The sequence below is a fragment of the Floridaenema flaviceps BLCC-F50 genome (assembly GCF_041929275.2).
Lineage (GTDB): Bacteria > Cyanobacteriota > Cyanobacteriia > Cyanobacteriales > Aerosakkonemataceae > Floridanema > Floridanema flaviceps.
This window is the reverse complement of sequence record NZ_JBHFNR020000001.1, coordinates 659,841-685,504: the sequence shown is the minus strand read 5'-3', so window position 1 is coordinate 685,504 and position 25,664 is coordinate 659,841. Positions and strand designations below refer to the sequence as shown.

32 protein-coding genes are annotated in these 25,664 nt (G+C 41.4%); 21 read left to right on the top strand and 11 right to left on the bottom strand.

What is annotated here, in order from left to right; genetic code table 11:
- The first annotated feature begins 58 nt into the window (after positions 1–58).
- The 4 genes from ACE1CI_RS03235 to ACE1CI_RS03220 all read left to right on the top strand — a co-directional run bounded on the left by ACE1CI_RS03235 (position 59) and on the right by ACE1CI_RS03220 (position 1,562).
- Positions 59–424, top strand: coding sequence for a DUF3011 domain-containing protein (locus ACE1CI_RS03235; RefSeq protein WP_413268032.1), 366 nt, complete (start codon positions 59–61; stop codon positions 422–424).
- 165 nt (positions 425–589) lie between these two features.
- Positions 590–892, top strand: coding sequence for an Eco57I restriction-modification methylase domain-containing protein (locus ACE1CI_RS03230; RefSeq protein ID WP_413268054.1), 303 nt, complete (start codon positions 590–592; stop codon positions 890–892).
- Between the two features lie 2 nt (positions 893–894).
- The gene (gene vapB / locus ACE1CI_RS03225; protein ID WP_413268031.1) at positions 895–1,173 is read left to right on the top strand and encodes a type II toxin-antitoxin system VapB family antitoxin; all 279 of its coding nucleotides are present in this window, start codon (positions 895–897) and stop codon (positions 1,171–1,173) included.
- 2 nt (positions 1,174–1,175) lie between these two features.
- Positions 1,176–1,562 carry a type II toxin-antitoxin system VapC family toxin gene (locus tag ACE1CI_RS03220; protein WP_413268030.1) on the top strand — a complete coding sequence of 129 codons (387 nt, stop codon included), beginning with the start codon at positions 1,176–1,178 and terminating at the stop codon, positions 1,560–1,562.
- Between the two features lie 78 nt (positions 1,563–1,640).
- Here ACE1CI_RS03220 and ACE1CI_RS03215 read toward each other — a convergent pair whose 3' ends face one another.
- Positions 1,641–2,435: an LmeA family phospholipid-binding protein gene (locus tag ACE1CI_RS03215; protein ID WP_413268029.1), complete on the bottom strand. Its 795-nt coding sequence runs from the start codon at positions 2,433–2,435 to the stop codon at positions 1,641–1,643.
- 708 nt (positions 2,436–3,143) lie between these two features.
- Here ACE1CI_RS03215 and ACE1CI_RS03210 point away from each other — a divergent pair.
- From ACE1CI_RS03210 to ACE1CI_RS03200, 3 genes are all read left to right on the top strand, one after another.
- Complete coding sequence (locus ACE1CI_RS03210) at positions 3,144–4,094, top strand: ABC transporter ATP-binding protein (protein WP_413267682.1); 951 nt, start codon at positions 3,144–3,146, stop codon at positions 4,092–4,094.
- Positions 4,095–4,139: 45 nt separating this feature from the next.
- The gene (locus ACE1CI_RS03205; protein ID WP_413267683.1) at positions 4,140–5,855 is read left to right on the top strand and encodes a hypothetical protein; all 1,716 of its coding nucleotides are present in this window, start codon (positions 4,140–4,142) and stop codon (positions 5,853–5,855) included.
- Between the two features lie 181 nt (positions 5,856–6,036).
- Entirely contained in the window at positions 6,037–7,737 is a 1,701-nt protein-coding gene (locus ACE1CI_RS03200; protein WP_413267684.1) for an ABC transporter permease, read from the top strand.
- 84 nt (positions 7,738–7,821) lie between these two features.
- Here ACE1CI_RS03200 and ACE1CI_RS03195 read toward each other — a convergent pair whose 3' ends face one another.
- From ACE1CI_RS03195 to ACE1CI_RS03180, 4 genes are all read right to left on the bottom strand, one after another.
- A complete protein-coding gene (locus tag ACE1CI_RS03195; RefSeq protein ID WP_413267685.1) occupies positions 7,822–8,715 on the bottom strand; it encodes a succinate--CoA ligase subunit alpha in 894 nt (297 codons plus the stop codon).
- A gap of 232 nt (positions 8,716–8,947) precedes the next feature.
- Entirely contained in the window at positions 8,948–10,351 is a 1,404-nt protein-coding gene (locus ACE1CI_RS03190) for an NAD(P)(+) transhydrogenase (Re/Si-specific) subunit beta (RefSeq protein ID WP_413267686.1), read from the bottom strand.
- A gap of 130 nt (positions 10,352–10,481) precedes the next feature.
- The gene (locus tag ACE1CI_RS03185; RefSeq protein WP_413267687.1) at positions 10,482–10,775 is read right to left on the bottom strand and encodes an NAD(P) transhydrogenase subunit alpha part 2; all 294 of its coding nucleotides are present in this window, start codon (positions 10,773–10,775) and stop codon (positions 10,482–10,484) included.
- Positions 10,776–10,877: 102 nt separating this feature from the next.
- Positions 10,878–12,038, bottom strand: a complete 1,161-nt coding sequence (locus ACE1CI_RS03180) for a Re/Si-specific NAD(P)(+) transhydrogenase subunit alpha (protein ID WP_413267688.1) — start codon at positions 12,036–12,038, stop codon at positions 10,878–10,880.
- 603 nt (positions 12,039–12,641) lie between these two features.
- Between ACE1CI_RS03180 and ACE1CI_RS03175 the strand changes: the two genes are divergently transcribed.
- The 10 genes from ACE1CI_RS03175 (at position 12,642) to ACE1CI_RS03130 (ending at position 19,298) form a co-directional block, all read left to right on the top strand.
- Complete coding sequence (locus ACE1CI_RS03175) at positions 12,642–13,172, top strand: DUF2808 domain-containing protein (RefSeq protein WP_413267689.1); 531 nt, start codon at positions 12,642–12,644, stop codon at positions 13,170–13,172.
- A 77-nt stretch (positions 13,173–13,249) separates the two neighbouring features.
- The gene (rpmH, locus tag ACE1CI_RS03170; RefSeq protein WP_073594336.1) at positions 13,250–13,387 is read left to right on the top strand and encodes a 50S ribosomal protein L34; all 138 of its coding nucleotides are present in this window, start codon (positions 13,250–13,252) and stop codon (positions 13,385–13,387) included.
- Positions 13,388–13,394: 7 nt separating this feature from the next.
- On the top strand, positions 13,395–13,838 hold the full coding sequence (rnpA, locus tag ACE1CI_RS03165; protein WP_496615213.1) for a ribonuclease P protein component: 444 nt from the start codon (positions 13,395–13,397) through the stop codon (positions 13,836–13,838).
- Positions 13,825–14,205 (top strand): PH domain-containing protein, encoded by a 381-nt coding sequence (locus ACE1CI_RS03160; RefSeq protein ID WP_413267691.1) that lies wholly within the window; start codon positions 13,825–13,827, stop codon positions 14,203–14,205. Before rnpA ends, ACE1CI_RS03160 begins: the two co-directional genes overlap by 14 nt.
- A 154-nt stretch (positions 14,206–14,359) precedes the next feature.
- The gene (gene yidC / locus ACE1CI_RS03155) at positions 14,360–15,517 is read left to right on the top strand and encodes a membrane protein insertase YidC (protein ID WP_413267692.1); all 1,158 of its coding nucleotides are present in this window, start codon (positions 14,360–14,362) and stop codon (positions 15,515–15,517) included.
- A gap of 5 nt (positions 15,518–15,522) precedes the next feature.
- The gene (locus ACE1CI_RS03150; protein ID WP_413267693.1) at positions 15,523–16,038 is read left to right on the top strand and encodes a Jag family protein; all 516 of its coding nucleotides are present in this window, start codon (positions 15,523–15,525) and stop codon (positions 16,036–16,038) included.
- 162 nt (positions 16,039–16,200) lie between these two features.
- Complete coding sequence (locus ACE1CI_RS03145) at positions 16,201–16,713, top strand: YceD family protein (protein WP_413267694.1); 513 nt, start codon at positions 16,201–16,203, stop codon at positions 16,711–16,713.
- Between the two features lie 126 nt (positions 16,714–16,839).
- A complete protein-coding gene (locus ACE1CI_RS03140) occupies positions 16,840–18,354 on the top strand; it encodes a Ycf46 family AAA ATPase (protein WP_413267695.1) in 1,515 nt (504 codons plus the stop codon).
- A 114-nt stretch (positions 18,355–18,468) separates the two neighbouring features.
- A complete protein-coding gene (locus tag ACE1CI_RS03135; protein WP_413267696.1) occupies positions 18,469–18,975 on the top strand; it encodes an SH3 domain-containing protein in 507 nt (168 codons plus the stop codon).
- 146 nt (positions 18,976–19,121) lie between these two features.
- Positions 19,122–19,298: a hypothetical protein gene (locus ACE1CI_RS03130; RefSeq protein WP_413267697.1), complete on the top strand. Its 177-nt coding sequence runs from the start codon at positions 19,122–19,124 to the stop codon at positions 19,296–19,298.
- A 57-nt stretch (positions 19,299–19,355) separates the two neighbouring features.
- On the opposite strand, the gene ACE1CI_RS03125 is transcribed toward ACE1CI_RS03130, so the two are convergent.
- From ACE1CI_RS03125 to ACE1CI_RS03115, 3 genes are all read right to left on the bottom strand, one after another.
- Positions 19,356–20,285: a cobalamin-binding protein gene (locus ACE1CI_RS03125; RefSeq protein ID WP_413267698.1), complete on the bottom strand. Its 930-nt coding sequence runs from the start codon at positions 20,283–20,285 to the stop codon at positions 19,356–19,358.
- A gap of 141 nt (positions 20,286–20,426) precedes the next feature.
- Complete coding sequence (locus tag ACE1CI_RS03120) at positions 20,427–22,931, bottom strand: phospholipid carrier-dependent glycosyltransferase (protein ID WP_413267699.1); 2,505 nt, start codon at positions 22,929–22,931, stop codon at positions 20,427–20,429.
- A 4-nt stretch (positions 22,932–22,935) separates the two neighbouring features.
- A complete protein-coding gene (locus ACE1CI_RS03115) occupies positions 22,936–23,418 on the bottom strand; it encodes a hypothetical protein (RefSeq protein WP_413267700.1) in 483 nt (160 codons plus the stop codon).
- An 18-nt stretch (positions 23,419–23,436) separates the two neighbouring features.
- Here ACE1CI_RS03115 and ACE1CI_RS03110 point away from each other — a divergent pair, with 18 nt between their 5' ends.
- The 3 genes from ACE1CI_RS03110 to ACE1CI_RS03100 are packed head-to-tail and all read left to right on the top strand — an operon-like array spanning position 23,437 to position 24,173.
- On the top strand, positions 23,437–23,628 hold the full coding sequence (locus tag ACE1CI_RS03110; RefSeq protein ID WP_413267701.1) for a hypothetical protein: 192 nt from the start codon (positions 23,437–23,439) through the stop codon (positions 23,626–23,628).
- A gap of 25 nt (positions 23,629–23,653) precedes the next feature.
- Positions 23,654–23,932, top strand: a complete 279-nt coding sequence (locus ACE1CI_RS03105) for a BrnT family toxin (protein WP_413267711.1) — start codon at positions 23,654–23,656, stop codon at positions 23,930–23,932.
- Complete coding sequence (locus tag ACE1CI_RS03100; protein WP_413267702.1) at positions 23,895–24,173, top strand: BrnA antitoxin family protein; 279 nt, start codon at positions 23,895–23,897, stop codon at positions 24,171–24,173. Before ACE1CI_RS03105 ends, ACE1CI_RS03100 begins: the two co-directional genes overlap by 38 nt.
- A gap of 62 nt (positions 24,174–24,235) precedes the next feature.
- On the opposite strand, the gene ACE1CI_RS03095 is transcribed toward ACE1CI_RS03100, so the two are convergent.
- The gene (locus tag ACE1CI_RS03095; RefSeq protein WP_413267703.1) at positions 24,236–24,445 is read right to left on the bottom strand and encodes a hypothetical protein; all 210 of its coding nucleotides are present in this window, start codon (positions 24,443–24,445) and stop codon (positions 24,236–24,238) included.
- On the opposite strand from ACE1CI_RS03095, the gene ACE1CI_RS03090 reads away from it, so the two are divergent.
- On the top strand, positions 24,439–24,645 hold the full coding sequence (locus tag ACE1CI_RS03090) for a DUF6888 family protein (protein WP_496615212.1): 207 nt from the start codon (positions 24,439–24,441) through the stop codon (positions 24,643–24,645). The genes ACE1CI_RS03095 and ACE1CI_RS03090 overlap by 7 nt on opposite strands.
- 15 nt (positions 24,646–24,660) lie before the next feature.
- On the opposite strand, the gene ACE1CI_RS03085 is transcribed toward ACE1CI_RS03090, so the two are convergent.
- Complete coding sequence (locus ACE1CI_RS03085) at positions 24,661–25,056, bottom strand: ACP S-malonyltransferase (protein ID WP_413267705.1); 396 nt, start codon at positions 25,054–25,056, stop codon at positions 24,661–24,663.
- On the bottom strand, positions 25,053–25,439 hold the full coding sequence (locus ACE1CI_RS03080) for a DUF433 domain-containing protein (protein WP_413267706.1): 387 nt from the start codon (positions 25,437–25,439) through the stop codon (positions 25,053–25,055). Before ACE1CI_RS03080 ends, ACE1CI_RS03085 begins: the two co-directional genes overlap by 4 nt.
- Positions 25,440–25,664: the final 225 nt, after the last annotated feature.

Genomic DNA, 25,664 nt, shown 5'->3' with positions numbered 1-25,664 from the left:
ATTAAGTCTATTACATGACTCTCGACTTGGGCGGATTTTTATAAAGGAGTGTTAGTTAATGATTAAGTTTTGTTCTCAAGCTGCTGTGGGTACAGCTGCGACGATCGCGATCGCTGCTACCTTAGTAGGAGTTAAACCTGCTCATGCTCAAACTACCACTGTTTGCCAAAGTATTGATTACCAACCTGCAACTTGTTCTTTGGATACTCGCCGAGGTGTGGTTTTAGATAAAGAGTATTCTAACTCAATTTGTGCGGGTAATTGGGGTTATGAAGATGGTTTTGTGTGGGTAGAAAATGGCTGTCGGGCTAGGTTTCGGGCTGTTGGTAACTTCGGCTTTGAGCCAGAAAGAGGTCAACCTTACCCCAGAGAATATTTTTGCCCAGTTTATTGTGTTGAAGAGGGCTATATCGAATATTATTAAGAAGGAAATTGGGGCGAATGCTCTGTTTTAGTCGCTAATTTTATACTGGTATTTGGTTGATTGGATTAGCGATCGGCATTAATTCTTACCAAAAATGTTAAGTTTTTCTAAAATTTACAGGTAGGAATTTTTGCCGTTATTTTTGTTAAAAAATTTACCTGATAACTGCGATACAATTGGGGGAAAGCACAAAATAAAATCGCAGTTTATGATATGTATGTGCGGTTTTATCGGTGGGCGGTCGATCGCTTAGGAAAAAAGGGGTTAATTGCATTTGTTACTAATCGATCGTTTATTGACGGTAAAGCATTTGATGGATTTAGAAAAGTTGTAGCTCAAGAGTTTAATTATGTTTATATTGTTGATTTAGGTGGTGATATTCGTAGTGGAGATACAAGCGGAAATGTATTTGATATTAAAGCAGGTGTAGCTATAATGTTTTTAGTAAAGACTGAACAGGAGAAATAATCATGAAACAAACATTGGTTATGCAAAATATTGAGAAAATGCTGCATCAATTTCCTGAATCTCTACAAATAGAAGTTCTGCATTATGTAGAGTATTTAGGTAGTAAGTATGTTAAGCAAAGTAATGAAAAGGTCTCTGATTTCCCACCAGAAGACAATACCCAAACTTCGGAAAAAGAACAAACTAAAAAACGACGAGACGGTTTCGGTATATGGAAAGGTAAGATTTCGATGGCAGATGATTTTGATGCGCCGCTTGAAGAGTTTGAGGAGTATATGTAAGCATGAATGTACTTTTAGACACTCATACATTCATCTGGTATATAGAAGGTAGTTTGCAGTTAAGTAGACAGGCTAGAGATATTATTGGAGTTTCAGATAATAATCTATACTTTAGTATTGCTAGCCTTTGGGAAATTGCAATCAAAGTTGGTAAGGGAAGGCTGGTTCTTCAAAATTCATTTGATGAATTAGTAGATGTTTTGAAATTCCTGGAAGTCGAAGTTTTGCCAATTACGTTGGCGGATGTGCAGGGTTATCTCACTCTGCCATTACATCATAGCGATCCATTTGATCGAATGTTGATTACTCAGGCTATAAATCATAGTTTAATTATAGTTGGCTGTGATGTGGCTTTTGATGCTTATCCAATTCAGAGGTTATGGTTATAAAGTCAAAATTCAAAAGGCAAAAGAAGTGATGTTTACTCCTTTTGCCTTTTAAATTTCCGATAAGCTAAATTTTAAGAATCAGCCAGTTTTAGGAAAGTGTTCAATTTGAGCATAACCACTGAAAAGTAATTTTTTTCCTTGAGTTTCTAAACGGTTAATTCTCATGGTTACGCCGTCGAGGTCGAAGCGATCGAGATCGACCATGTTATTTAACACATCTGTCAAAGCATTTGCCAAAGATTGGGAAATTTCTCGGAGAGATTCGGGGATAGCTTCGGCTTGAAATACAGGGTCTTTAAAAGCAATGCGGCGACGACGTTCTACGGCTAAGGTCATCAGCATTGCAATGGGTACGGTGCCATGATTGGGAAGTTCAGCTTTAGCAAATAGGCGAATCCGGTTGCCATTTTCCAGTTCTATCTGCACTTCGCTGAAGGAAACTGGTTGACCACCGGATAATTCGTTCAATGAGTCGGAGGAGAGATTTTTCAGGCGTTTTGTAACCAATTCGGCTTGGAAAGCGTCGTTGATGCCAGCTTCGGAGAGGGTAACTTGAGCGATCGCCTGGGTTGGCTGTTTCAGGGAAATTTTCCCGCTCAAAATGGAACTGAAGTCAATGGAAACAGCATCCGTCTCAAAAGACATCTCCTCAACCGGAAATTGTCTGCGGATCACTAAGCCCCGACCATTCATTTTAAAGCTGTCAATGCTGCCTTGTAACAACTTGTTAGAAGGCGAACAACGGACAAATACCTCCACAGACTCGCTCTTACTGAACAAGTGGCGGATGGATTGGCTGGCAACGGTGTTGAGCATTTTTTCGCCCCAATCAGTGCCAGGATTATTATTAAAACCAGTCAGACCACCTAACATAAAGATTTGTGTCTACAGAGGATCTTCATCCTTTGTAACAAAATATAAAGGACAGAGCAATAATTTTTCGATACTAAGTTGCAATCTCATTCATAAGTAAGGGATGGGGGACTGGGGATTGGGGACTGGGCAAGGGGACTAGGGGACTAGGGGACTAGGGGACTAGGGGACTAGGGGACTAGGGGACTAGGGGACTAGGGGACTAGGGGACTAGGGGACTAGGGGACTAGGGGACTAGGGGACTAGGGGACTAGGGGACTAGGGGACTAGGGGACTAGGGGACTAGGGGACTAGGGGACTAGGGGACTAGGGGACTAGGGGACTAGGGGACTAGGGGACTAGGGGACTAGGGGACTAGGGGACTAGGGGACTAGGGGACTAGGGTAATTTTTATCTTCTGCTCCGAGAGCTCCCCTGCTCCGAGAGCCCCTCTGCCCCTCTGCCCCTCTGCCCCTCTGCCCCTCTGCCCCTCTGCCCCTCTGCCCCCCTGCCCCCTGCTCCCCTGCCCCTTCAGGAATGGCTCGATCGCAAAATGTAGAGCAAGGCTGATGCTTTATCTGCATAGGTGAAGTTGACCTGGATATATTGATCTTCGCTGGGGATGTCGGTTTCTGGTCAAATTTTGTCTCCAATTGGAGACAAAATTTGTGGTTCAGGTGGGCATCCTTAGCTGAGAAAGGTACGGAAAATTTTTTGTCCCAAACAATCATGTCAAAAGAACTGGCTATTTGTACTCGCGGACTGACTAAGCAATTCGATCGCCACATTGCTGTCAATGATGTTGATTTAGAAATCAAGGCGGGGGAAGTTTATGGTTTAATTGGGCCAAATGGGGCAGGGAAAACTACCCTAATCCGAATGTTGGCGGCGGCGGAAGAACCGAGTATTGGAGAAATTTACATTAACGGTGACAGGTTGTTGCGCGATCAAAGTAATCCGACTTTGAAGCAGCGACTCGGATATCTTCCTGATGATTTTCCGCTTTATGATGATTTGACGGTCTGGGATTATTTAGATTATTTTGCCCGACTTTATCGATTACAAGAACCTCGGCGCAGTCGCAGGTTATTTGAGGTTTTGGAATTGGTGCAGCTAACTAATAAGCGCAATAGTCAAATTAACACTTTGTCGCGAGGGATGAAACAGCGCTTAAGTTTGGCGAGAACTATTATTCATGAACCGATTTTACTGTTGTTAGATGAGCCTGTTTCGGGGTTAGATCCGATCGCCAGAATGCAGTTTCGGGAAATCATCAAAACTTTGCAAGAAGCGGGAATGACAATTTTAATTTCTTCCCATGTTCTGAGTGATTTGGCAGAACTTTGTACTTCTGTGGGAATTATGGAGTTGGGATATTTGGTGGAAAGTGCGAGTTTAGCTGAACTTTATCGCCGTCTCAGTCGTCAGCAAATTATTATGTCTACTTTGGGAAAATTAGATCCGCTACTGTCGGAGTTGAAAAATTATCCCTTAGTTGAAGGATATGAAGTTTTGTCAGGAACTAATCAGGTAAGGGTTGATTTTGGCGGGAATCCAGAAGATTGTGCTAAGCTGTTGCGATCGCTAGTTAAAGCTGGCATTCCCTTAAACGAATTCCATTGTACCCAAGAAGATTTAGAAACAATCTTCTTAAAAATGGGTCATAAACAAGCATCTTAATCGTCATTGGTGAAATCCTAACTATCAATATACAGAGGATGAAAAATGGCAAGTAATGCGATCGACAAAATAGGTGATTTAAATCCCCAAATGTGGCGAGAAATTAAAGGTCGCCTCAAACCTCGGAATCTAGTAATTAGTGTAGCTATTTCCCTGCTCACCCAATTTTTTATTTTTCAATATTTCCTCAGCCAACTCCCCGCCGAACCTTTTCCTTATCAAAACACTTACCCCATTTACAACAATTACTGTACAGGCGAACGTTCTTACCGAGAATTTCGCTGTCTTCGAGATAGTTTAGGTAACTTTATTATCAACTGGGAAACCTGGAATCGAGATTTATTTGTTTGCTTGAGTTTTATTGGCATCTTTTCCTTATTAATTGCCGGAACTTATCTGCTAATCAGTGATTTATCTCAGGAAGAACGCCGGGGAACTTTAAATTTTATTCGCCTCAGTCCCCAATCCAATAAAAACATTTTAATCGGCAAAATACTGGGCGTTCCCATTTTGCTTTATTTAGCCATATTGTTGGCAGTTCCCTTGCATTTGTGGGAGGGTTTATCAGCGCAAATCCCTTTTATTCAGATTTTAGGTTTTGACTTGCTTGTTATTGCTTGCTGCATTTTATTTTATAGTGCAGCCTTACTCTATTCTTTAGTGAGTAATTGGTTAGGAGGTTTTCAACCTTGGTTAGGTAGTGGAATAGTTTCATGTTTCCTTTGGTTGAATTGCTTGCTTACCTATTCTCCCCTAAATACGCCACTTTCTTGGCTAAGAATATTCACGCCATTTGATTTAATTCCTGATGTTTGGAAAACCTCTTTTTATACCTATAACTACGAGTATTTGAAAGACTCAGGAAAACTACAATGGTATAACTTACCAATTGGGGAAACTTGGGCTATTTTACTTTTGTTTTCTTTGGTGAATTTTGCCCTGTGGAATTATTGGATTTGGCAAGGTTTAAATCGCTCTTTTCGTAATCCAAGTACAACTATTCTCAGCAAAGCTCAAAGCTATTTACTAACAACTTGTTTTCAGGTTTCCCTAATCGGATTTACCGTACCAGGATACACCTACGAACATCTTTCTGATAAAGATTGGCTTTTCCAAAACTTCATTTTTTTATGTAGCTTGAACTTCCTGCTGTTTTTGGGTTTAATTGCCATTCTTTCACCCCATCGTCAAGTGTTACATGATTGGGCGCGTTACCGACATCAAAATCAGGGTAAATCACTGATTAAAGATTTGATTTTTGGGGAAAAAAGCCCTGCATTAGTAGCCATAGCAATTAATTTGGGAATTGCGATCGCACTAATCAGCCTCTGGAGTTTAAGTTCCGGGGCAAAATGGGAGTATAAAACTGCTACCTTAGTCAGTTTAGGTTTCGCATTTACTTTAATGATGCTCTATGCTGTACTCACTCAATTACTGTTGTTTGTTCGGATTAAAAACAATATAATTTGGGCAATGGGTACCTTAAGCGCCGCCATTTTTCTGCCCCTAATTGTGTTAGCAGTATTCCAAATTAGTCCCGAAAAAGAGTTGGGATTTCTCTGGTACTTTTCCGTATTAGCACCCGTAACAACTTACTGGGAACAAACATCTGCGATCGGAATTTTTGTAGCAGCTTTAGGACAGCTAACTGTAGTGGGAATATTGACCGCACAATTAACCAAAAAACTACGACTCGCTGGCGAATCTACGACTAAAGCTTTATTACAGAAACGACGGGCTTTACCCTCAACAAACCTGTAAAAAAATCAATGGTTTAGGACTTACGCACTGGCACTATATATGGAGAAATGGTGCGTTACACTGGCGTTAACGCACCCTACGGATAGAGGTTTTGCGTAAGTCCTGTGGTTATTGATGGGAAAATTTCTCCCAATAACCGCTTACAAATGACGAATGACAAATGACAAATGACAAATGACAAATGACAAAATATAAATTTCGAGGAAAGATGATGAAATTAAATTGGTTAGACAGAATAGGTGATGTGAATCCTCAAATGTGGCGGGAAATTAAAGGACGCTGCAAACCACGCAATTTAATTATTGCCACTAGCATCTCTCTTTTGGGGCAATTCTTAATATTAATGATGGCTATGGCAGGGTTGCCTACGGACGATCGCTATCTGAGTCCAGACGGCAAAGTTTTCAACAGATATTGCACAGGAGTTTATCAAGAATGTTTGCCAGATGGTTGGGGAAATTTTGTCATTAACTGGCAACTTTGGTGGATGGAAATATTTACAATCTTGAGTGTAATTGGCATTTTTATCCTGTTAGTTGCAGGTACGTATATGCTAATTAACGACTTAGCTAAGGAAGAAAAAACCGGAACTCTGAATTTTATTCGCCTCAGTCCGCAAACTAGCAAAAACATTTTATTAGGTAAAATTCTCGGTGTTCCTTTTTTACTTTATCTGTTCGCTATTCTGGCTTTACCTTTGCATTTTTGGGCGGGGATTTCCGCTGGCATTCCTTTCATGGGAATTCTGTTTTATTGGGCGGCTATTGTTGGCAGTTGCTTTTTATTTTTCAGTGCCAGTTTGCTATTTGGCTTGTTTAGTTCGGGGTTTAGTGGATTTCAACCTTGGTTAGGTAGCGGTTTAGTTTTAATGTTTCTCTGCATAACTTGCGCTATACCAATAACCAACACTCCCACAGATTGGATAATTATATTCTCTCCTTATAGAGCTTTGCTTTATGTGGTAGATGCAAGTCCGGTAGAAAATAGCTTTTCTTTTTCCTATCTTAATTTAGATAGTTGGCAATGGTTTTACTTACCATTGGGTAGCAATGCTGTGACAGCTATCAGTTTTTTGCTGTTTAATTATGCCTTGTGGAGTTACTGGATTTGGCAAGGTTTGCAGCGTCGTTTCCATAATCCAAGTAAGACAATTCTTAGCAAAGGTCAAAGTTATTTACTGGTAGTTTGTATTGAAGTAATGACTTTGGGTTTTGCGCTACAAACGAGTAGATGGTCATCTTCACTAGAAAACAATTTCTATGCTGTGCTAATCTTAAACCAAGTGCTATTCTTGAGTTTAATTGCTGCTTTATCTCCACAGCGACAAGCTTTACAAGATTGGGCAAGATATCGGCGGGAAAGAATCACAAATCGTTGGGGTTTTTGGAGTCGAGATTTAATCAAAGATTTGCTTTGGGCGGAAAAGAGTCCGGCTATTTTGGCAATAGCAATTAATCTCGTTCTGAGTTTTGTAATATTGTCTGTTTGGATTGTTTTAAGTCCTAGTGAACTTAACTCAATGCCGATATTAGCTATTTTGGCAATTACTATGACTTTGACATTAATTTATGGCACTGTTCTACAATTAATGTTGCTAAAGCCAGTTAAAAGACAGATGCAATGGGCGGCTGGTACAATTGTCGCTTTAATAGTTTTACCGCCAATCTTTCTGGGTGTTTTATCACTTTCCCCCGATCGAGCTCCTCTGTTTTGGCTATTTACAGCCTTTCCTGCGGCAGCTATGAAAGATGCGTCAGTGGAAAGCTTTTTCGCTGCTTTTGTCTCTCAGTTGGGAATTTTCGCTTTGTTGAATCGGCAGTTAAATCGACAGTTAAAACTGGCAGGGGAATCGGCTACTAAGGCTTTACTAAAGTCAATGTAGCTACCCAGATCCCCGACTTCTCGAAGAAGTCGGGGATCTAATACCCAGATCCCCGACTTCTCGAAGAAGTCGGGGATCTAAGATTTAAGGCTTAATTTTGAGTGATTTTTTGATTAATTCGGGGACTTGGGATGGGCGATCGGCAATGGGGATTTTTGCTTGTCTAAAGGTAGCAATAATATTTTCGGTACTTTCTGGATCTGTGCCTAAAATGGGTAGGGAAACTATTAAGTCGCTGGCGTGAAGTTGGCGTTTGCGTGGTGGGCCTAAACGTCCGGCGATGTAGGCAACTACGGGTTTTTCAATTTTTTCTTTAATGTATTGGGCGGCTGTTTCTTGAATGCCATCGTCTATTTGACTGACTAGGGCGATCGCTTTTGTATTTTTATCTTCATTCAAAATTTTTAACCATTCCCATAAAGAAGAACCGATAATACTATCACTACCAATACTGACGCAAATTGATTGACCTAATCCAGCTTTTGTCAGTTCTAATGCCACTTCTGAAGTTAGGGTACCACTGCGGCTAATAATTCCCACCGTACCATGAGTGTAAAATTCTACGGGATAAGTTCCCAATAATATTTTGTCTGGGACTATGATGCCCAAAGAATGTGACCCCACAACTAAGGTATTTGTCGCTTCCGCTTTTCGCAGCAGACAAACCATATCCAGGGGGGGAACTCCCTGAGTAATAATGATAATTTGATGAATATCAGCTGCGATCGCTTCGAGTGCAGCATCTAAAGCTAGATAAGGCGGGACAAAGATGATCGTAGTATCGATCGCACCTACTTGTGAGACAGCTTGTTCTACCAAGTCAAAAATGGGAATTCCATCTAATGCCTGTCCCCCATCTCCGGGGCTAACTCCAGCCACTACATTAGTACCATAAGCTTTCATCCGAACAGCATGGACAGCAGCGAGTGGTTCGTTGATACCTTGAATTAATACTTTATCGTCTGGGCTGAGTTTCATAATCAGGAGTTTAGCACTCTAAAAGTGCTGGGGCATCAATGCGCCTTATCATAACTTCTACAGTTTAACAGTTAGTTATTAACGAATTATATTGGGCTATTTGATCGTATCGGGCTGCTGTATCATTTGGCTGCATCTGCTTACCGGATGACTTTTTGTTTCTCGTGACTAGGTTGAACCTAGTCACGAGGTGAAAGGAGGTAGAACCTCCTTACAGGAAGCAAGATCGCAGTTAAAGCTGTTTCACCTCAGAAACCAACTTCGCTACCATATCTTTCGCACTTCCGAAGAGCATCATTGTTTTATCTTTGTAAAACAATTCATTTTCCACGCCAGCGAAACCAGTGCTCATGCCGCGTTTAATGACGATCGTATGTTTAGCGCGATCGACATCTAAAATCGGCATACCATAAATAGGACTAGCACTATCATGACGCGCCGCTGGGTTCACTACATCATTCGCCCCAATTACCAAAGCTACATCAGTTTGGTCAAACTGAGGATTAATATCATCCATATCGTACAGTTGGGGATAAGGCACATTCGCCTCTGCCAATAACACATTCATGTGCCCCGGCATTCTTCCCGCAACTGGGTGGATAGCATATTTTACCTCTACACCCAACCGATCTAATTGATCTGCCAACTCCCGAACTGCGTGTTGTGCTTGCGCTACCGCCATTCCATAACCAGGAATAATTACCACAGAACGCGCATAACCCAACATCATCGCGCCTTCTTCCGCATCGATGCTGTGGACTGTTTGATCGGTTGCGCCACCTGCTGCGCTTGCACTGGAACTGCCACCAGTACCGAAAGCACTAAACAGAACGTTAGCCAGCGAACGGTTCATCGCCTTACACATAATTTCGGTGAGGATCAAACCAGAAGCGCCCACTAAAGCACCAGCGATGATTAACATATTGTTCATCACCACAAAACCAGCAGCAGCAGCAGCTAAACCAGAAAACGAGTTCAATAGCGAAATTACCACTGGCATATCACCGCCACCGATGGGGATAACGAACATTACCCCTAAAATCAGAGAAATTACCACAATTCCCAAGAATACAGGTAAATTACCCGGATGGAGAATCAAAAAGGCACTACCAGCTATATAACCGATTAAAAGTGAAGCGTTAAACGGTTGTTGTAAGGGAAAAGTGATCGGAGAACCACTCATAATCCCTTGCAGTTTAGCAAAGGCGATAAAACTACCTGTAAAAGTGACACCGCCGATTAACACATCTAGCAGCATCGAAATATTAGAATCCAATGGGATATGTTCGCCAGTACCCAGAAGTCGCCAAAATTCCCCAACCGCGACAAGTGCGGAAGCTGCGCCGCCTAAACCGTTCAACAAACCAACCATCTGAGGCATTTCCGTCATTGCCACTTTATAGGCAACAACGGCACCGATGACGCTACCAATGGCGATCGCTAACAAAATCATTTCATAGTTGAGGACATGGCGATCGAGCAAAGTAGCCACAATAGCCAAAAACATCCCCACCGCAGCCCAAACATTACCCGCACGGGCGGTTGCTGGAGATCCCAACTTTTTCAAACCCAAAATAAACAGAGATGCTGCTACTAAATAAGTCAGCTGAATTCCAGTCGGCAAAAAATCAGTCATATTCCTTCTTTCTTCTTATTTTCAGTAACTATGGAAATCGTGAGAAATTCTCTTTCTTCTCTTCCTTCGCGCTCTTCGCGTCCTTTGCGGTTCAAAAAAAAGATCCTTCCCACCAATCAAAAACACCGAACTAAGCCTTAGCTTCCTTCTTCTTAAACATTTGCAGCATTCTGTCTGTCACCAAAAAACCGCCAACAACGTTAACTGTTGCCAGAATCACCGCAATTAAACCCAGAATTACTGTCAAACTAGTATTACGTTCGCCAGAAACGACGATCGCACCTAGAACAGCAATTCCCGAAATAGCATTTGAACCAGACATCAAAGGCGTGTGTAAAGTTGGCGGCACTTTGTTAATCACTTCAAACCCAGTAAAAGAGGCAAGCACAAACACAAACAAAGCCGCTAATAATGCTTCTGTCATCGATTTAAAACTCCTAAAAATTGCTGATTAGTGACTGGTAATTAGGGATTGGGTAATTGTCAAAATTCCCAGTCCCCAGTCCCTAATCCCCAGTCCCCTTAATTAAGCATTTACCCGCAATTGATCCAATGCTTCTTGAACTTTTTGATTGCGAATTTCCCCAGCGTGAGTAACGCAAGTGCTCTTCACGATATCATCTTCAAAATTGAGGTTAAATTCTCCTTCTTTATTAATCAAGTATTGTAAGAGAGTGAGAATATTTTTCGCATACATTTGCGAAGAGTGAATTGGGGTTGAAGAAGGCAAATTAATGGTGCCAATAATTGTTACACCGTTATAGCGAATATCTCTTCCTGGCTGAGTGCAAGCACAGTTTCCGCCTTGTTCAGCGGCGATATCAACTATTACTGAACCGGGCTTCATTTGCGCTACCATTTCTTCAGTAACTAGTAATGGTGCTTTCTTACCAGGAACTTGGGCGGTGGTAATTACTACATCAGAGATTTTGACGTGCTCGGCGATCGTTTCTTGAGTTTTCTGTTTAGAAACCTCAGAAATTTCTTTCGCGTAACCGTTGTCTGCCACCGTTTCTTCGTCTAATTTTACTTCTACGAATTTAGCGCCAAGACTTTGCACTTCTTCTTTGACAGCAGGGCGAATGTCAAAAGCTTCCACAACTGCACCTAGTCTCCGGGCAGTTGCGATCGCTTGCAAACCCGCAACTCCCGCGCCGATAATAAATACTTTGGCAGGTGCGATCGTTCCCGCAGCAGTTGTTAACATGGGGAAAAACTTCGGTGCTGCCGCTGCTGCAATTAACGCCGCTTGGTATCCCGCCACAGAAGCTTGCGAAGAAAGCGCATCCATGCTTTGCGCCCTAGTAGTGCGGGGAATTAATTCCATGCTCAAAGTAGTAATGCGGCGTTGGGCTAATCTTTGCGCCAAAGTCGGATTTCCCAAAGGATTAGTAAAACCGACTAAAATCGCACCTTCTCGCAGCATATCCACTTCATGCCGTCCGTCTCTTTCTTGAGGTGGGCTGACTTTAACTAAAATGTCAGCTTCTCCCCATAAAGTATAAGGATCGGAAATAATTTTTGCTCCCGCTGCTGTGTATGCTTCATCTGCAAAAAACGATCGCTCACCAGCACCAGCTTCTACCCACACTTCTATTCCTTGTTTAACCAACCGAGCTACAGTGTCAGGTATGAGGGCTACACGATTTTCACCCATTTCAATTTCTTTGGCAACTGCTAATTTCATTGAACCTCCTTGCTAGTTTAAGTAATTCTCTGTAGCCAAACTACAAATTTAGTTCGTGACTACTTTTCCGTTCCTATTTAGTTATTTGGGCATTCTCATGATTCAGTTTGTTGATAGCGCTGCCGCAATTCAATCCAATTCGCCCTGCCAACTCTTCTACTTTTTTATAATATGTTGATCCCCAAATTTTGGGGCATTCTCTTTAACTTATTTTATAGATTCATCATTTGGCTGATGAGAAAATACCTATTCTTTACTTATTTCGCCTATTTATCTCTATTTTCTTAATATTCAGACAAAATTTATATACAATTAGACACATTTAGAAATATGATTTTCAGCAAATAATGTTACTTTAATTACCGAATTATCAAAACTGCTATTTGACCAACTTAAAGTTAACTTAATATGTTGCCGGAAAAATTTACGAAAAAAGCGTTATTTTTATACTTCTGAGGTAACTTTCTGCCTCGATCCCCTATAATCAGAATTGCTTTGCCGGAACTGCTAACAGTTAGAAAACATCTTTGATATCGTAAATTGAGTGTAAGTTAAGTTTGGTAACAAACCCTTTACTCTGGAGTGACAACAGAAACTACCGCTATGTCTTTGCAACTTTCCTTTCGACGTATCCTTTCAGCCTTAGCAGTCACCAGTTGCTTACTTACTGGAACTTCTAGCATTGTCTGGGCAGATAGCCTCCCCGGATTTACCTTATTTGGTGGGCCACCACGCGAAAATCAACTGCCGTTTCGCTTAGACTTTGGCGGGAGAATTAATACTTGGGATCGATATCGGTTAAAAATTCCTCAAAAAAAGATGAATTTGGCTGTTTCGCAGTTTTCGATTTCTTATCCTGACTATTACAAAGGCACGTTTGACACCAAAGACGTTGAGGTGAGAGTCAAAGGCAAATCTGTAAAGCTGGATGAAGTCACTTGGGATAAGGAAAACCGGACTATTCAGATTTTCCCAAGAGAACCAGTACCAGCGGGGAATCAAGTCGAGTTGATTCTCTCAAATGTCAAAAATCCCTCTGCTGGGGGAATGTTTTACTTTAATTGCAGCATCATGACTCCGGGGGATGTGCCTTTAATGCGCTACATCGGTACTTGGTTGGTGAGTATTGATTAGGGGCAGAAAACTAGTGATAAAATAAGAGATTGTGACTTTTTGATTTAATTTTAGGCTCCCAGCTTGGAGAACCCGTAATGACTCAGCGCACGTTACATGGCACTAGCCGTAAGAGAAAAAGAACTTCTGGTTTTCGCGCCCGGATGCGAACCAAAAATGGAAAACTTGTACTGAAAGCCCGTCGGAAGAAAGGTCGTTATCGTTTAGCAGTTTAAAAAAGCTGTGGTTTTGCCAAAAGCACATCGACTGAAAAATCGGCAGGACTTCTCTGCCTTATTCCGTAAGGGGATGCGTTGCAGCACGCCCCATCTTACTTTAAGAGCCTTGCGGCAGTCAGCCAAAGCGGAATCAGGGAAGCAGTCGCTTTCGAGATTGCCGAATTCGGCTGCTGCTGTTCAGGGGAATGATGCCGCGATCGCGCTCTCCTCACTTCCCTCGCTTCTTGGCATTTCCATCAGCCAAAAAGTCAGCAAGCGAGCAGTTGTGCGAAACCGGATAAAAAGACAGCTAAAAGCGGCTTTTCGGCAACTATTACCCAAAGTTGCTCCCGGTTGGTTACTAGCGATCGTAGTAAAACCATTAGCTACGCAGTGCGATTATCATCAAATTCTGCAAGAATTAGAGCAGTTGTTGGTAGAAGCTGAGGTATTCAATGGGCATTCGTGAAGAAGTTTACTATGAGGGCGGCCCTCATATTGGAGATTTAATTTTAAATATTCTCATAGGACTGACGGTGATTGGCTTACCGTTAACCGTAGGTGCGATCGCTCGTGCCCTGTGGCTGCGTTATCGGATTACCGATCGACGCATCTCCGTTACAGGCGGCTTTCGCGGTCAAGATCGCACTGACATCATTTACTCAGAAATAGTCGATGTGAAAAAAGTTCCTCGTGGCATTGGTTTGTGGGGCGACATGGTAGTAGTTCTCAGAGACGGTAGCCGTTTAGAACTCAGAGCAATTCCTAAATTCCGCGAAATTTACGATTACATTACCGAAAAAGCCAAAATTAAGTCAGTAAAAACTGTCGGGTAGTTAAATCGTTACACAAAGGGAACCGCAGAAGATAGAAAAAGTTTTTTCATCCTCTCCTAATTTCCCTCCAGATACCAGACAGTTATCTCTCTGGCTGGTTCGCAAGATAGATTAGATAAAGACAATACAGCGCTTTTAGGTAGACTTCATAAGCATGGATTTTGGTGTAAGTTTTCTTTCCAACAACGTAATGCTGCCGATCCTGGATTTTTTCTACGGGATCGTCCCCAGCTATGGGTTGGCTATCGTAGCGCTGACTCTGGTGATTCGTTTCGCACTCTATCCCCTGAGCGCTAAATCTATTCGTAGTATGCGCCAGACGCGAGTCACCCAACCGCTAATGCAAAAGCGGGTTAAGGAAATTCAGGAACGATATAAAGACGACCCAACGAAGCAACAGGAAGAAATGGGCAAACTCTACAAAGAGTTTGGCAACCCATTGTCAGGTTGCTTACCCGTAGTAGTACAAATGCCAGTGTTATTTGCCCTATTTGCTACCTTGCGTGGTTCACCGTTCTCGGATGTAAATTACACCGTGAATGTTCAAGTTCTTCCCAAGGAACAAATCGAGCAAGTTCAAAGACAATCTTTTGCCACTGCACCCCAAAATATTTATTTTGCGGAAAGCGCTCATGCTCCAGTGATTGCGTTATTACCTGGGGGAAATAAAGTCGCAGTGGGTGAGAAAACGCAATTAGAATTTCAAACACCAGCAGGTAAGCCTTTAGAAGCTTTAGTAGCGGAACATCAAGAAACGAAACTAACTCCGACTTGGAAGGTTACTAAAGGTGAGGAGCGGGTAAAAATAGATGCCAATGGCAATATAGAAGCCTTAGAACCTGGTGATGTCACTATTCAGGGAACTATTCCAGGTTTAGCATCTGATAAAGGATTTCTATTTATCGACGCTTTAGGAAGAGTTGGTGCATTCGATCAAGACGGAGCTATTCACTGGGATATTGTGGGAATGGTGCTGTTTTTTGGTATTAGCTTATATATCAACCAGCTACTCTCAGGACAACAGCCAGGTGCTAACTCTAATCCTCAGCAAGATACGGTAAATAAGATTACGCCAGTAATTTTTTCGGGAATGTTTTTGTTCTTCCCATTGCCCGCTGGTGTATTAATGTACATGGTGATTGCTAATATTTTTCAAACTGCTCAGACCTTTATTCTGTCCAGGGAACCATTGCCAGAAAATCTCCAAAAATTAGTGGAAGCTCAAGAAAAAGAAGCGGCTACTAAGGAAGGTAAGGGAAGAGAGGCACTCCCATTTGAACCAGGTCGTTCTAAGAAAAAAGCCTCGGGTTAGTTTTCATGACAGACACTCGCATACAACGTGGTCAAAAATGGCTGGAAGAACTGCTAAAACTGATGAAAGTTCCAGCTATGGTTAAAGCCCAAAAGGGTGAAGCACAAGCAGAATTAGCAGATCCAGAGGAACCAGAAGAAGCGGCTAGCTACTGGTTAACAATTGATGAAACCCACCTGTCGCAATCGCAAATTCAAGCATTGATTGGTGAAGAAGGTCATACTTTAGATGCCATTCAATACTTAGTTAATGCCATTCTCAATATGGGTAAAGAGCATGATGAACAAGCTGCTTACACTGTTGAATTAGATGGCTACCGCGTTCGCCGACAAGCAGAACTTTTGGCTTTGGCTGAGTACGCCATTCAGCAAGTACGCACCAATGGTCAAGAGTTTGAAATGAAGTCTCTTTCTGCCGCAGAAAGACGACAAATTCATACGTTTTTAAAAGAGTTCTCCGATGTAGAAAGCTATAGTCGGGGTAAAGAACCAGACCGTCGTTTGGTGGTGCGACGGCGCTAAGTCGGCTCCAAGGGAGGTGGGGAGATGGGGAGATGGGGAGATGGGGGGAAATTTTTTAACTATATCTAAAACTCCCCCTACCTCCCTACCTCCCTACCTCCCCACCTCCCTACCTCCCTTGGAGCCTTCTTGTACTAGGATGGAAAAAAAAGGTAACAGACTATGGAAGCAATTTATATTCCCCGTCTGACGAAAGCACCGCAGCAAACTGAAGTAATTGAAGTAGATGAGTTTCTCCCTGATTTGGAAACTTTAACACCAGTTAGAGGCAAGATTAAGGTAGCTCATAAAGGAAATTATCTGGATGTTTCTGCTCAAGCAGAAGCAATTGTTACCTTAACTTGTCATCGTTGTTTGCAACAATACAATCATCGGTTGTTGGTGAAAACTTCGGAAATGATTTGGTTAGATGAAGCAGCAAATCAACCTGATGATGTTTTAGAAAAAGAAACGGCTTTAGAGGATTTGGTGGAAAGTTTACCGCCAAATGGTTATTTTTATCCTGATGATTGGTTGTATCAGCAAATGTGTTTGGCTATTCCTCAAAGACAATTGTGTGATAAAAATTGTCAAGGTATTCAATTAGAAAATAGTAACAGTTCTGGGGGAGGAACGATCGATAGCCGTTGGGCAACGCTTGAATCTCTGAAGGAAAGACTCAATAATGGTAAATAACGGTTTTGGGGACTGGGGACTGGGGACTGGGGACTGGGATTTATAATGGAAAACGCACTTCATTCTAAAAGCTCAATTTAAAAACCTAACAATTTACCATTACCTTTTACCAAATCAGCAAAAAATATGAGTTTTAGTGATGAGTTTGAACTGCTGTTACGCGCCCGTTACCCGTTAATTTATATTCCGACTTGCGAAGAAGAGCGAGTGGAAAGTACGATCGCTAACATCGCCAAAAATCAAGGTAATCGCGGGGTTTATATTTGGGATTTTGTTGATGGGTATCAAGGTAATCCCAATGATGCGGGGTTCGGTAAACGCAATCCTTTACAAGCTTTAGAATTTGTGGAAAAGCTGCCTACTTCTGCGGCAGCTATTTTTATTTTACGGGATTTTCACCGCTTTTTAGAAGATGTGGCTGTGGCCCGGAAGTTGAAAAATTTGGCGCGTTTGCTGAAGTCACAGCCGAAAAATGTGGTAATTTTATCGCCTAGATTGGCTATTCCCGAAGAGTTGAGCGAAGTGCTAACTGTTTTGGAGTTTCAGTTACCATCAGCACCGGATATTAAGGTGGAAGTGGAACGTTTATTGGCGGCTACGGGACAATCTTTGGAAGGTCGAATTTTAGATCAAGTTGTGCGTTCTTGTCAAGGACTTTCTTTAGAAAGAATTCGGCGGGTGTTGGCGAGAGCGATCGCAACTCATGGCGAATTACGCCCGGAAGATGTAGATTTGGTATTAGAAGAAAAGCGCCAAACGATTCGCCAAACGCAAATTTTAGAGTTCTATCCAGCAACAGAAAATATTTCCGATGTGGGAGGATTGGATAATTTAAAAGAATGGTTGTTGCGTCGGGGTGGTGCTTTTTCGGAACGGGCGAGACAATATGGTATACCCCATCCGAGAGGTTTATTGTTAGTAGGAATTCAGGGAACGGGTAAATCTTTAATGGCAAAAGCGATCGCGCACCATTGGCATTTACCTTTACTAAGATTAGATGTAGGAAGACTATTTGGCGGTTTAGTGGGAGAATCAGAATCTCGCACCAGACAAATGATTCAATTAGCCGAAGCTTTAGCACCTTGCGTATTATGGATCGACGAAATTGATAAAGCTTTTTCCGGGATGGATGGCAAAGGTGATGCAGGTACTAGTAACCGGGTTTTTGGTACATTTATTACTTGGTTAGCTGAGAAAACTAGCCCGGTTTTTGTGGTAGCGACAGCGAATAATATTCAAACTTTACCAGCGGAAATGTTACGAAAAGGGAGGTTTGATGAAATCTTTTTTGTGGGTTTACCAACACAAGAAGAAAGACGGGCAATTTTTGGGGTACATTTAACTCGGCTACGTCCCCATAATTTGAATAGTTACGATCTCGATCGTTTAGCTTACGAAACACCTGATTTTTCGGGTGCAGAAATTGAGCAAGCTTTGACAGAAGCGATGCACATTGGCTTTAGTCAAAACCGAGATTTTAACACCGATGATGTTTTAGAAGCGGCTAGTCAAATTGTACCTTTAGCCAGAACTGCTCAAGAACAAATCGAGTTTTTACAAGATTGGGCGGCGGCGGGTAAGGCGCGTTTAGCTTCTAAACATAGCAGTTTGAGCGATCGGATTAAAAATCAACTCCGATAATATATAGTACGTAGTTGCGCTTTAGCGCCAAAGAAGAGCGCTGAAGCGCAACTACGTACCTAATCTGGATATATACTTGCATTGAGCAAAATAGGCGTGAGTGGGTGATCAGTTATGAGCTTTTCTGGAATAGTTAAATTTTTGATTGGTTTTGTGATTGCTATTGGTTTATTAGCGGGTGCGGGTGTTGCGGGGGCGCTGTATTTTATCACCAAATTAACTGCACCTCCAGAAAGACCTGTATTCGCCAACGAAAGAAATGCCAACAAAGTTAAGCCAGTAGCAGCTAAGACTGAGCCATCAGCAGCGAGTACTCCTACAACGACAGAAGTTAGTAATAGTACGCCAACTAGTGAAACTAGCGAAAAACCTTTAGAACCAGGAGCATACAGAGGACGGGTAACTTGGTCAAGTGGTTTAAGCATTCGCAGTAATCCTCGCCCTGATTCGGAAAGAATTGGTGGGGTAGCTTATAACGAAGTGGTGGTAGTTTTGACTGAAAGTGAGGACAAACGTTGGGTAAAAATTCGATCGGAAAATGGTAGTAACGAAGGTTGGGTAAGAGCAAGAAATATTAAGCGGGTAGAAGAAGGTGAACAAGCACAAGCCTCTAATCAGTAGAAACTCAATTAATCTGTTAAGAAAAGTAGCAAAATTTTAAACTTGGTTGCAATATTGAGGCAAAAGCTTAATCAATTTAGCCCAGGATGATAGTTTGGAAAACAGTAAATTGATCTGGTTTCTTTACTAGTTCCTGGGATGAATTTATGTACAACAAAAACTCGAATAAAGATCTCGTAGGTGCTGTGGTGACAGCTGCTTTAGGTGCAGGTATTGTTACCTCTTTCGCAGTGAGTCAGGGACAACATCCCCTAGTAGCGCTACAGATTACCATTTTTGCAGTTTTGGTAGCTTTGCTGTGCGATCGCTTGGGGTTAATTTAAAATTTTAAACAGGCATTAAACAAGTAAAGTTTCGGGAAGAAATCCCAGAAATGAAGTTTATAACTGTTTCCAAGCTCGATCTTTGTAGCCATATTGGAAAATTTCTGGGTGCAGTATATCTGCTAAAATTTCTACTGACTCTGCTAATCTCGGCCCCGGACGGTTAAAATAAGCATTGCCATCTGTAATGTAAACTCTTCCGGTTTGGACAGCGTGTAAATTTTGCCATTCCGGTCTTTGAGTTAAAGGCATAGCTTCTTGATGAGTGCGGTCTAAATTGAAGCCGCAGGGCATGAAAATAATAATGTCTGGATTGGCATTAATTATTGATTCCCAAGTTAATTGGGGTGAAGGTTGACCGATGACGCAAAAAAGCGGTTCTCCTCCAGCAATTTTTACCATTTCGGGTACCCAATTAGCTGCAACCATTAAGGGGTCTGTCCATTCAATGCAAAGCACTTTGGGGCGATCGTCTGAGGTGAGAGATTGAGTTTTTTGTTCGCAAATTTTGACTCGCGCTTCTAAGTTTTTGAGCGCTGATTCTGGAGATACATTGAGGGCTTTACCTACGTTTTGAATATCTGTCCAAACATCTGTTAAATGCTGCGGTTTTAAGGAAATAATTTGGGGTTGAGAGTTAATCAGTTTAGCCACAGCTTTTTCAACTTCTGCAACGCTAACCGCGCAAACATCGCATTGGTCTTGTGTTAAAATATGAGTAGGTTGTAATTGTTCTAAAGCATCAAGTTTGACTTCATAAATGCTCAATGCCGATCGGACTAATTCGGTAACATCTTGATGAATAGCAGCGCTAGGTTTTTCCGAATTAATTTTTGCTTGGGTGCAAACAGGTAAGTTTTGGACTTCGGGGGGATAGTCGCATTCGTGCGATCGTCCTACCAAAGCATCAGTTAAACCCAAACAAGCCACAATTTCTGTCGCACTGGGAAGTAGAGAAACGATTCTGAGTTGTTGACTATTATTCATAATTTATCCCCATAGAATTGTAGTTTCTCTCAATTTACCTCTGTCTCTAGAATTGTTAATCCTCCCTACGTTATACCAAAAAAGTACGTTGTTGCGCTTCAGCGCTAATTGTAGCGCTGAAGCGCAACAACGTACCTCAGTTTATTGTGAATTCTTGTTAAGAATTGGCTGAAGTTGTCGCCAAGCTTTTATAAGATTACCTTGCATTGCGGAAGCGACACCGCTAAGGGCTTGTAATTCTGGCGAGTTAGGATTGATTGCTAAGGCTGGCTGAAGGGCGATTTGGGCAGCTTTGGGGTTCCAGTTGTATAGGTGTACGAAGGCGAGATAGGCGTAGGCGTAGGGGTTTTGGGAGTCTAGTTGGGTGACTTTTTGCAGGGATGCGATCGCGCCATTAACATCTCTTTGCAAAACTTCCGACAGTGCCAAATTATAAGCTAATTCCCAATTACTTGGTTCTTGTTTTAAGCGAAATTTCAAAGCTGTTTCTGCTTGTTGCAAATAATCTTGAGTCGGGTCATATTGATTGATTCTACCAATTTGATCGAACACGCGATCGAGTGCTTTTGGCCCTTCGGGTAAAGAAATTGCTAAACTGCGTAATTGAGTAATTAAATCCAATTCTGGCGCAGGGATTTTGTTAGCATTAGGGTCGATGGTTACAGTAACTTTTGGTGTTTTAATTGGGTAACTTTCACCAGTTTGGCGATTTACATAAGTTGCGGATAAAGTGTAAGTTCCCGGTGTTAATTCTGCGGGTGGAAGCATTGCCATTTTTTCCACCACGCGAAACCCTAAAGAATTATTTGACAGATTTTGCGGATATAAATTTCCCATAGCCAAAGCGCGATCGTGAAACCAGCGATATTGCTTAGGATTAGCAGTATTATACCAAGTTAGAAGTACTACGCCTGATTGTAATTGTTGCCAAGAACCAGACCAATCATAGATTACCGGAACGGGAGATCCAGGTGCAACTTTTTGGGGCACAGTAACTTTATTTAAGGTAACTTTTGCCAAAGGTTTCGCCAAAGGTTGAACTATTACAGGTGGTTGTTTACTCCGGTAAAGATTCAGATTACTTTCATCAGGTAACTTCCAAGTTTTCTGTAATTTAAAATCCTTTCCTTGTTCGACAATTTGCGTTATTTGACTTTGCGCTTCCGAGGGAACTGAACCTTGATCGCCTGTTTTAGTCACAAACCAAGAAAGACTCCTCGCATCTTGAGGAACAAACTTTTTGCGAGTTCCCACTTGCCGACCGTAAACTTGGAAATTTTGCAAAGCACCGAAGTAATTAAAATTATGCTGATTCAGCTTAGGAGTAGAAGGTAAAACCCCTAAATTCGAGCGTAAATAAGGTTCAGTTTGGATAATTTCCTCGATAACTTCTCGTTGGGGAAACTCCGCACCAGTATAAATATAATGTTGAAATCGAGGACTCAAAACTTGAGTTAACCAAGCACCTCCCAAAGGGTAAAGATTGAACAACATTAACAAAAACGCTAACCCAATTGTACCCCAACGAATCTGTTGAGCAAATCGCCCTTTCCACAGAGTCAAACAATAAGCTAAAAAGACAGCCAAAACTGGCAAATAAGGCAAAACATAACGAGTATCTTTATTGATATTCAAAGAACAAAGCAGATAAGAGCCAATCCAAAAAACCGCCAACCATGATAAATTCGGATTTAAAACCTTAGCTTTCGGATCTTTTGCCTTAGATTTAAAATAATAAATCACTAAACCGACGATTGGCACTAATAATAAAACCCAAGAAACCACATAAGGTAAATCTTGCCAATAAAAAGTCCAAGCAGCTAAGGTATTGAGAGGGGGATCGCCTTCTGCGATCGCAGAATCCACAGTAGCCCTTTTCCCCGAAGTTAAAATCAACAACCAATTAATCCGATACCAAAAACCAAACACCAAAACCGAAACCAAAAAAGCAGTAAAAAGCTGTGCTAACCTTTCCCATTTTTTCGCTTTAATCGTTCCCACCAAAATCCACAAAATTGGAGTCACCAGAAAGAACAAAGCAGTTTGCTTCACCATCAGACTTCCTCCGAAAGAAAGCCCAAAAATTACCGCCCAAAACCACTCCTTCCTTCGCGCTCTTCGCGTCTTCGCGGTTCCCAAAAAACGCCAAACCGTCAAACAAAAAAAACTAAAAGTAACAACAGCCGTTAGGGGATAATCCAACAAAAAATCTAAGCGAAACCGATATAAACCAGGCAAAAGCTGACAGATAACAGCCGCCAACAAACCCACTTCTACACTAAATAGATAAACCCCCAAACCATAAACCGAAAATAACAAGATAGCGCTAAAAAATAGATTAATAATAGTTGCTTGATCTGGCCCCGTACCGAAGACATTTTGGACAAAGCCTGCTAAAATATAAACCAAAGGTGGTATTTTGGACGAGATCTGCCAAAAATTAACCCACCATTCTCCAGAAAAGATCTCAGGATTGCGTAAAGCTTGCCCATAATTTAAAGTACCTGTGAGATATTCCGCCTGATCCCAAGCCGGGGTAGAATGGTCGAGAGCGAACCAAAGGCGATCGCACAGAGCACCCAACAGCCAGATAATTGCCAGAGCAATTAACCCTTGGAACTTTTTGTCTTTTTTCTCTTCCATCATGGGCTTAGAAATTCCCCAACTTAGACTTAATTATAGAATCAGTATTTTGCCATTCTTCAGAATTAGATTGTGCTGCCAAATATTGTTCATGCCCTAACCTGAGTTTTTCTTCCAAATCATAAACCAAGTCAGGCTGATTTTCACAATTTGAAAAATAAAAACTTAAGGCTAATTCTACAGCAATCCAAAGGGCAAAAACTAAACCTACATTTTTTCCATCTCCCAAGTTGCCTAAAAAACTTGAAATTCTGGTAGCAATTCTGCCATACTCTTCTTCAGCCTTGTAATGAGATAACCCTATTTCGGCTGCCAGATCGTAGAGTATATCAGAATATTGATTTTTACCGTAAGTCAAAAATCTATTAAAAAGTGCATCAGTATCAAACTTTTCCCCGGTATTTTCTCTATTATTGTCGATGTTGCCAATAGAGGTTAGGGTATCGACAAAAACAAAGTATAGAGTGTAAATTTTGGCTGTGTTGTCCATAGTGAATAATTTGAGTTTATGGTTAATATTAACTATATGGGAAAAGGGAGAAGAGCGATCGCACTTCCCAGCGAAACAATTACAGAAGAAGAGTTTGAAATAATGGTCGATCGATTAACTGATGAATTTGCCAAAAGTGTGGGGGAAAATGCACCTTTGTTGTCAGACTACGCTATTAGAGGTACAGGAATATGTGATAATAATGAGTAGCCTGATTAGCATTCATTAGACCTTGATGCAGTTTGAATGGGACGAAGCGAAAAATTTGCAAAACATTCGCAAACATCAAATAGACTTTGCAGATGTCCCTGAAATGTTTGAAAGTCCTATGTTAATCGAGGTTGACGATCGAATTGATTACGGCGAAGATCGGTGGATTGGAATTGGATTTTTGAGAAACGGTGTAGCGGTTGTTGTTTGGACAGAACGACAAAATAATTTAATCAGAATTATTTCAGCAAGAAGGGCTAACCGATATGAGCGCAAAAGATTTGAGCAATACCTCTCGTACTAACTGGGATGCACTGGAAGCAATGACGGATGAAGATATTGATTACTCGGATATTCCACCATTAACCGAGGAATTTTTTGCTAAGGCGACGTTGCGACTTCCAGCAGATCAAGCGCGTAACTTAGTAAAACTCGATCCAGATATTGTGACCTGGTTTCAATCTCAAGATGTGGATTACAAAACTTTGATTAATTCAATTTTGCGTCGATATATGGAGAGTAAAAGCGATCGACAACTGAGTTAACAATTTTTTGTATTAGAATACTTGAATAGAACAGAAGTGCGATCGCACTTTACCCCACAAACTTACTTCTTGTAAGCATAGTGAGCATTTATAATTTGTGATATATCGGCTCGATTTGGAGTGGGAAGAACAGGAAGCGATCGCAGATGAAGGCATAATAGAAGAATGAATCGCACTACACCCCACAAACGCAATGTACAACTAGCACTCAGTCCTCGCAAACGTAGCAGCTGATTCATCAGTATCAACTTCTGATAAGCTAAGTTTGTCATATATTATATTTAGGAGCTACAACTTGCCGACACAAAGCCAGTGCTACATGGCAATATTTGTTTGTCAGTTACTTTCTAATTTGTATCAACCAATTCAAGTTTTTCGTTATGACCAAAAGTTAAAAACAATCTACATTCAATATAAAACTCGTTGTCATTTATCTAAAAATTGGGTTTTTAAAATCAGGTGCAAGATTTGAGTTGAAACTAATAGCTTATGGAATGAAAAGTCTCCTTGAACCTCTGTAGTCATCAATGTCAAAGACAATCTCAATGAGCCTGTCAACACAACGATTGCGATAATCAGGATCGCTCAGAACTCGATCTGCATCTCCGATGGTGACAACAGGTAATGAAGTTGATATATTTTCTTCACGTATGACTTGTTCCAGAGAATCTTTACCTTTCATACTTCGATTAGCTGTTAACAGGATCATTTGATTTGCCTGTGCAAACCGCCAAACTTCTCTATCATTGCTAGTAATAGATAATTCGATCTCTTCAAAGGTAATAAACTGAATTGGGAGTAGATCTAGCCAGCCAAGCATCACAATATTACCCGACAAAAGTAGAGCGTGTCCTTCAAGATTATGATCGACGAGGAAAATCATGAGTAGGATTTAATTTTAGCTCGATGTTTTGCCTTCTGGGTTTGAAGCTTTTCCCAGGCAGCTTCCATACCTGGTTTTGGTGGTTTTGTAGCAAGTCGAGTAATGAGATCGCGATTTTGCTCTTCATAATACTGTCGAAGTTCCTCAGTTTCCTTAAGTACAATTTGATACTCAGCCTCGACTTCAGCGCGGTTTGCTTCAATATAGGCAAGGGCAGTATTAATTTGCTCATCAGTTAGGTTGAAAAGCCCACGAATGAACTTAGGAGGATATTGGGCAATTAGGTAATCCATCACATCATATAGCGTGATGCGCGTACCTGAGATTGTCAGTCCACGTTCAGTAAGAATAATGGAGGTTTGCTCACTCGATGCTGAAGTCATATTTCTAACTCGTCAGAATCTATTTTCATGCTATCTCAGAGAGAACTAGAAGAAAATAGGGTTAAACCGCAACTACACAGACAAAATCTGCCTTCACAGATTAAATAAAAATCACCAGATAGAGAGCGATCGCAAATGAAAGCATAATAGAAGAATGAATCGCACTACACCCCACAAACGCCACGCACAACTAGCACTCAACCCTTGTAAGCGTAGTGGCTGATT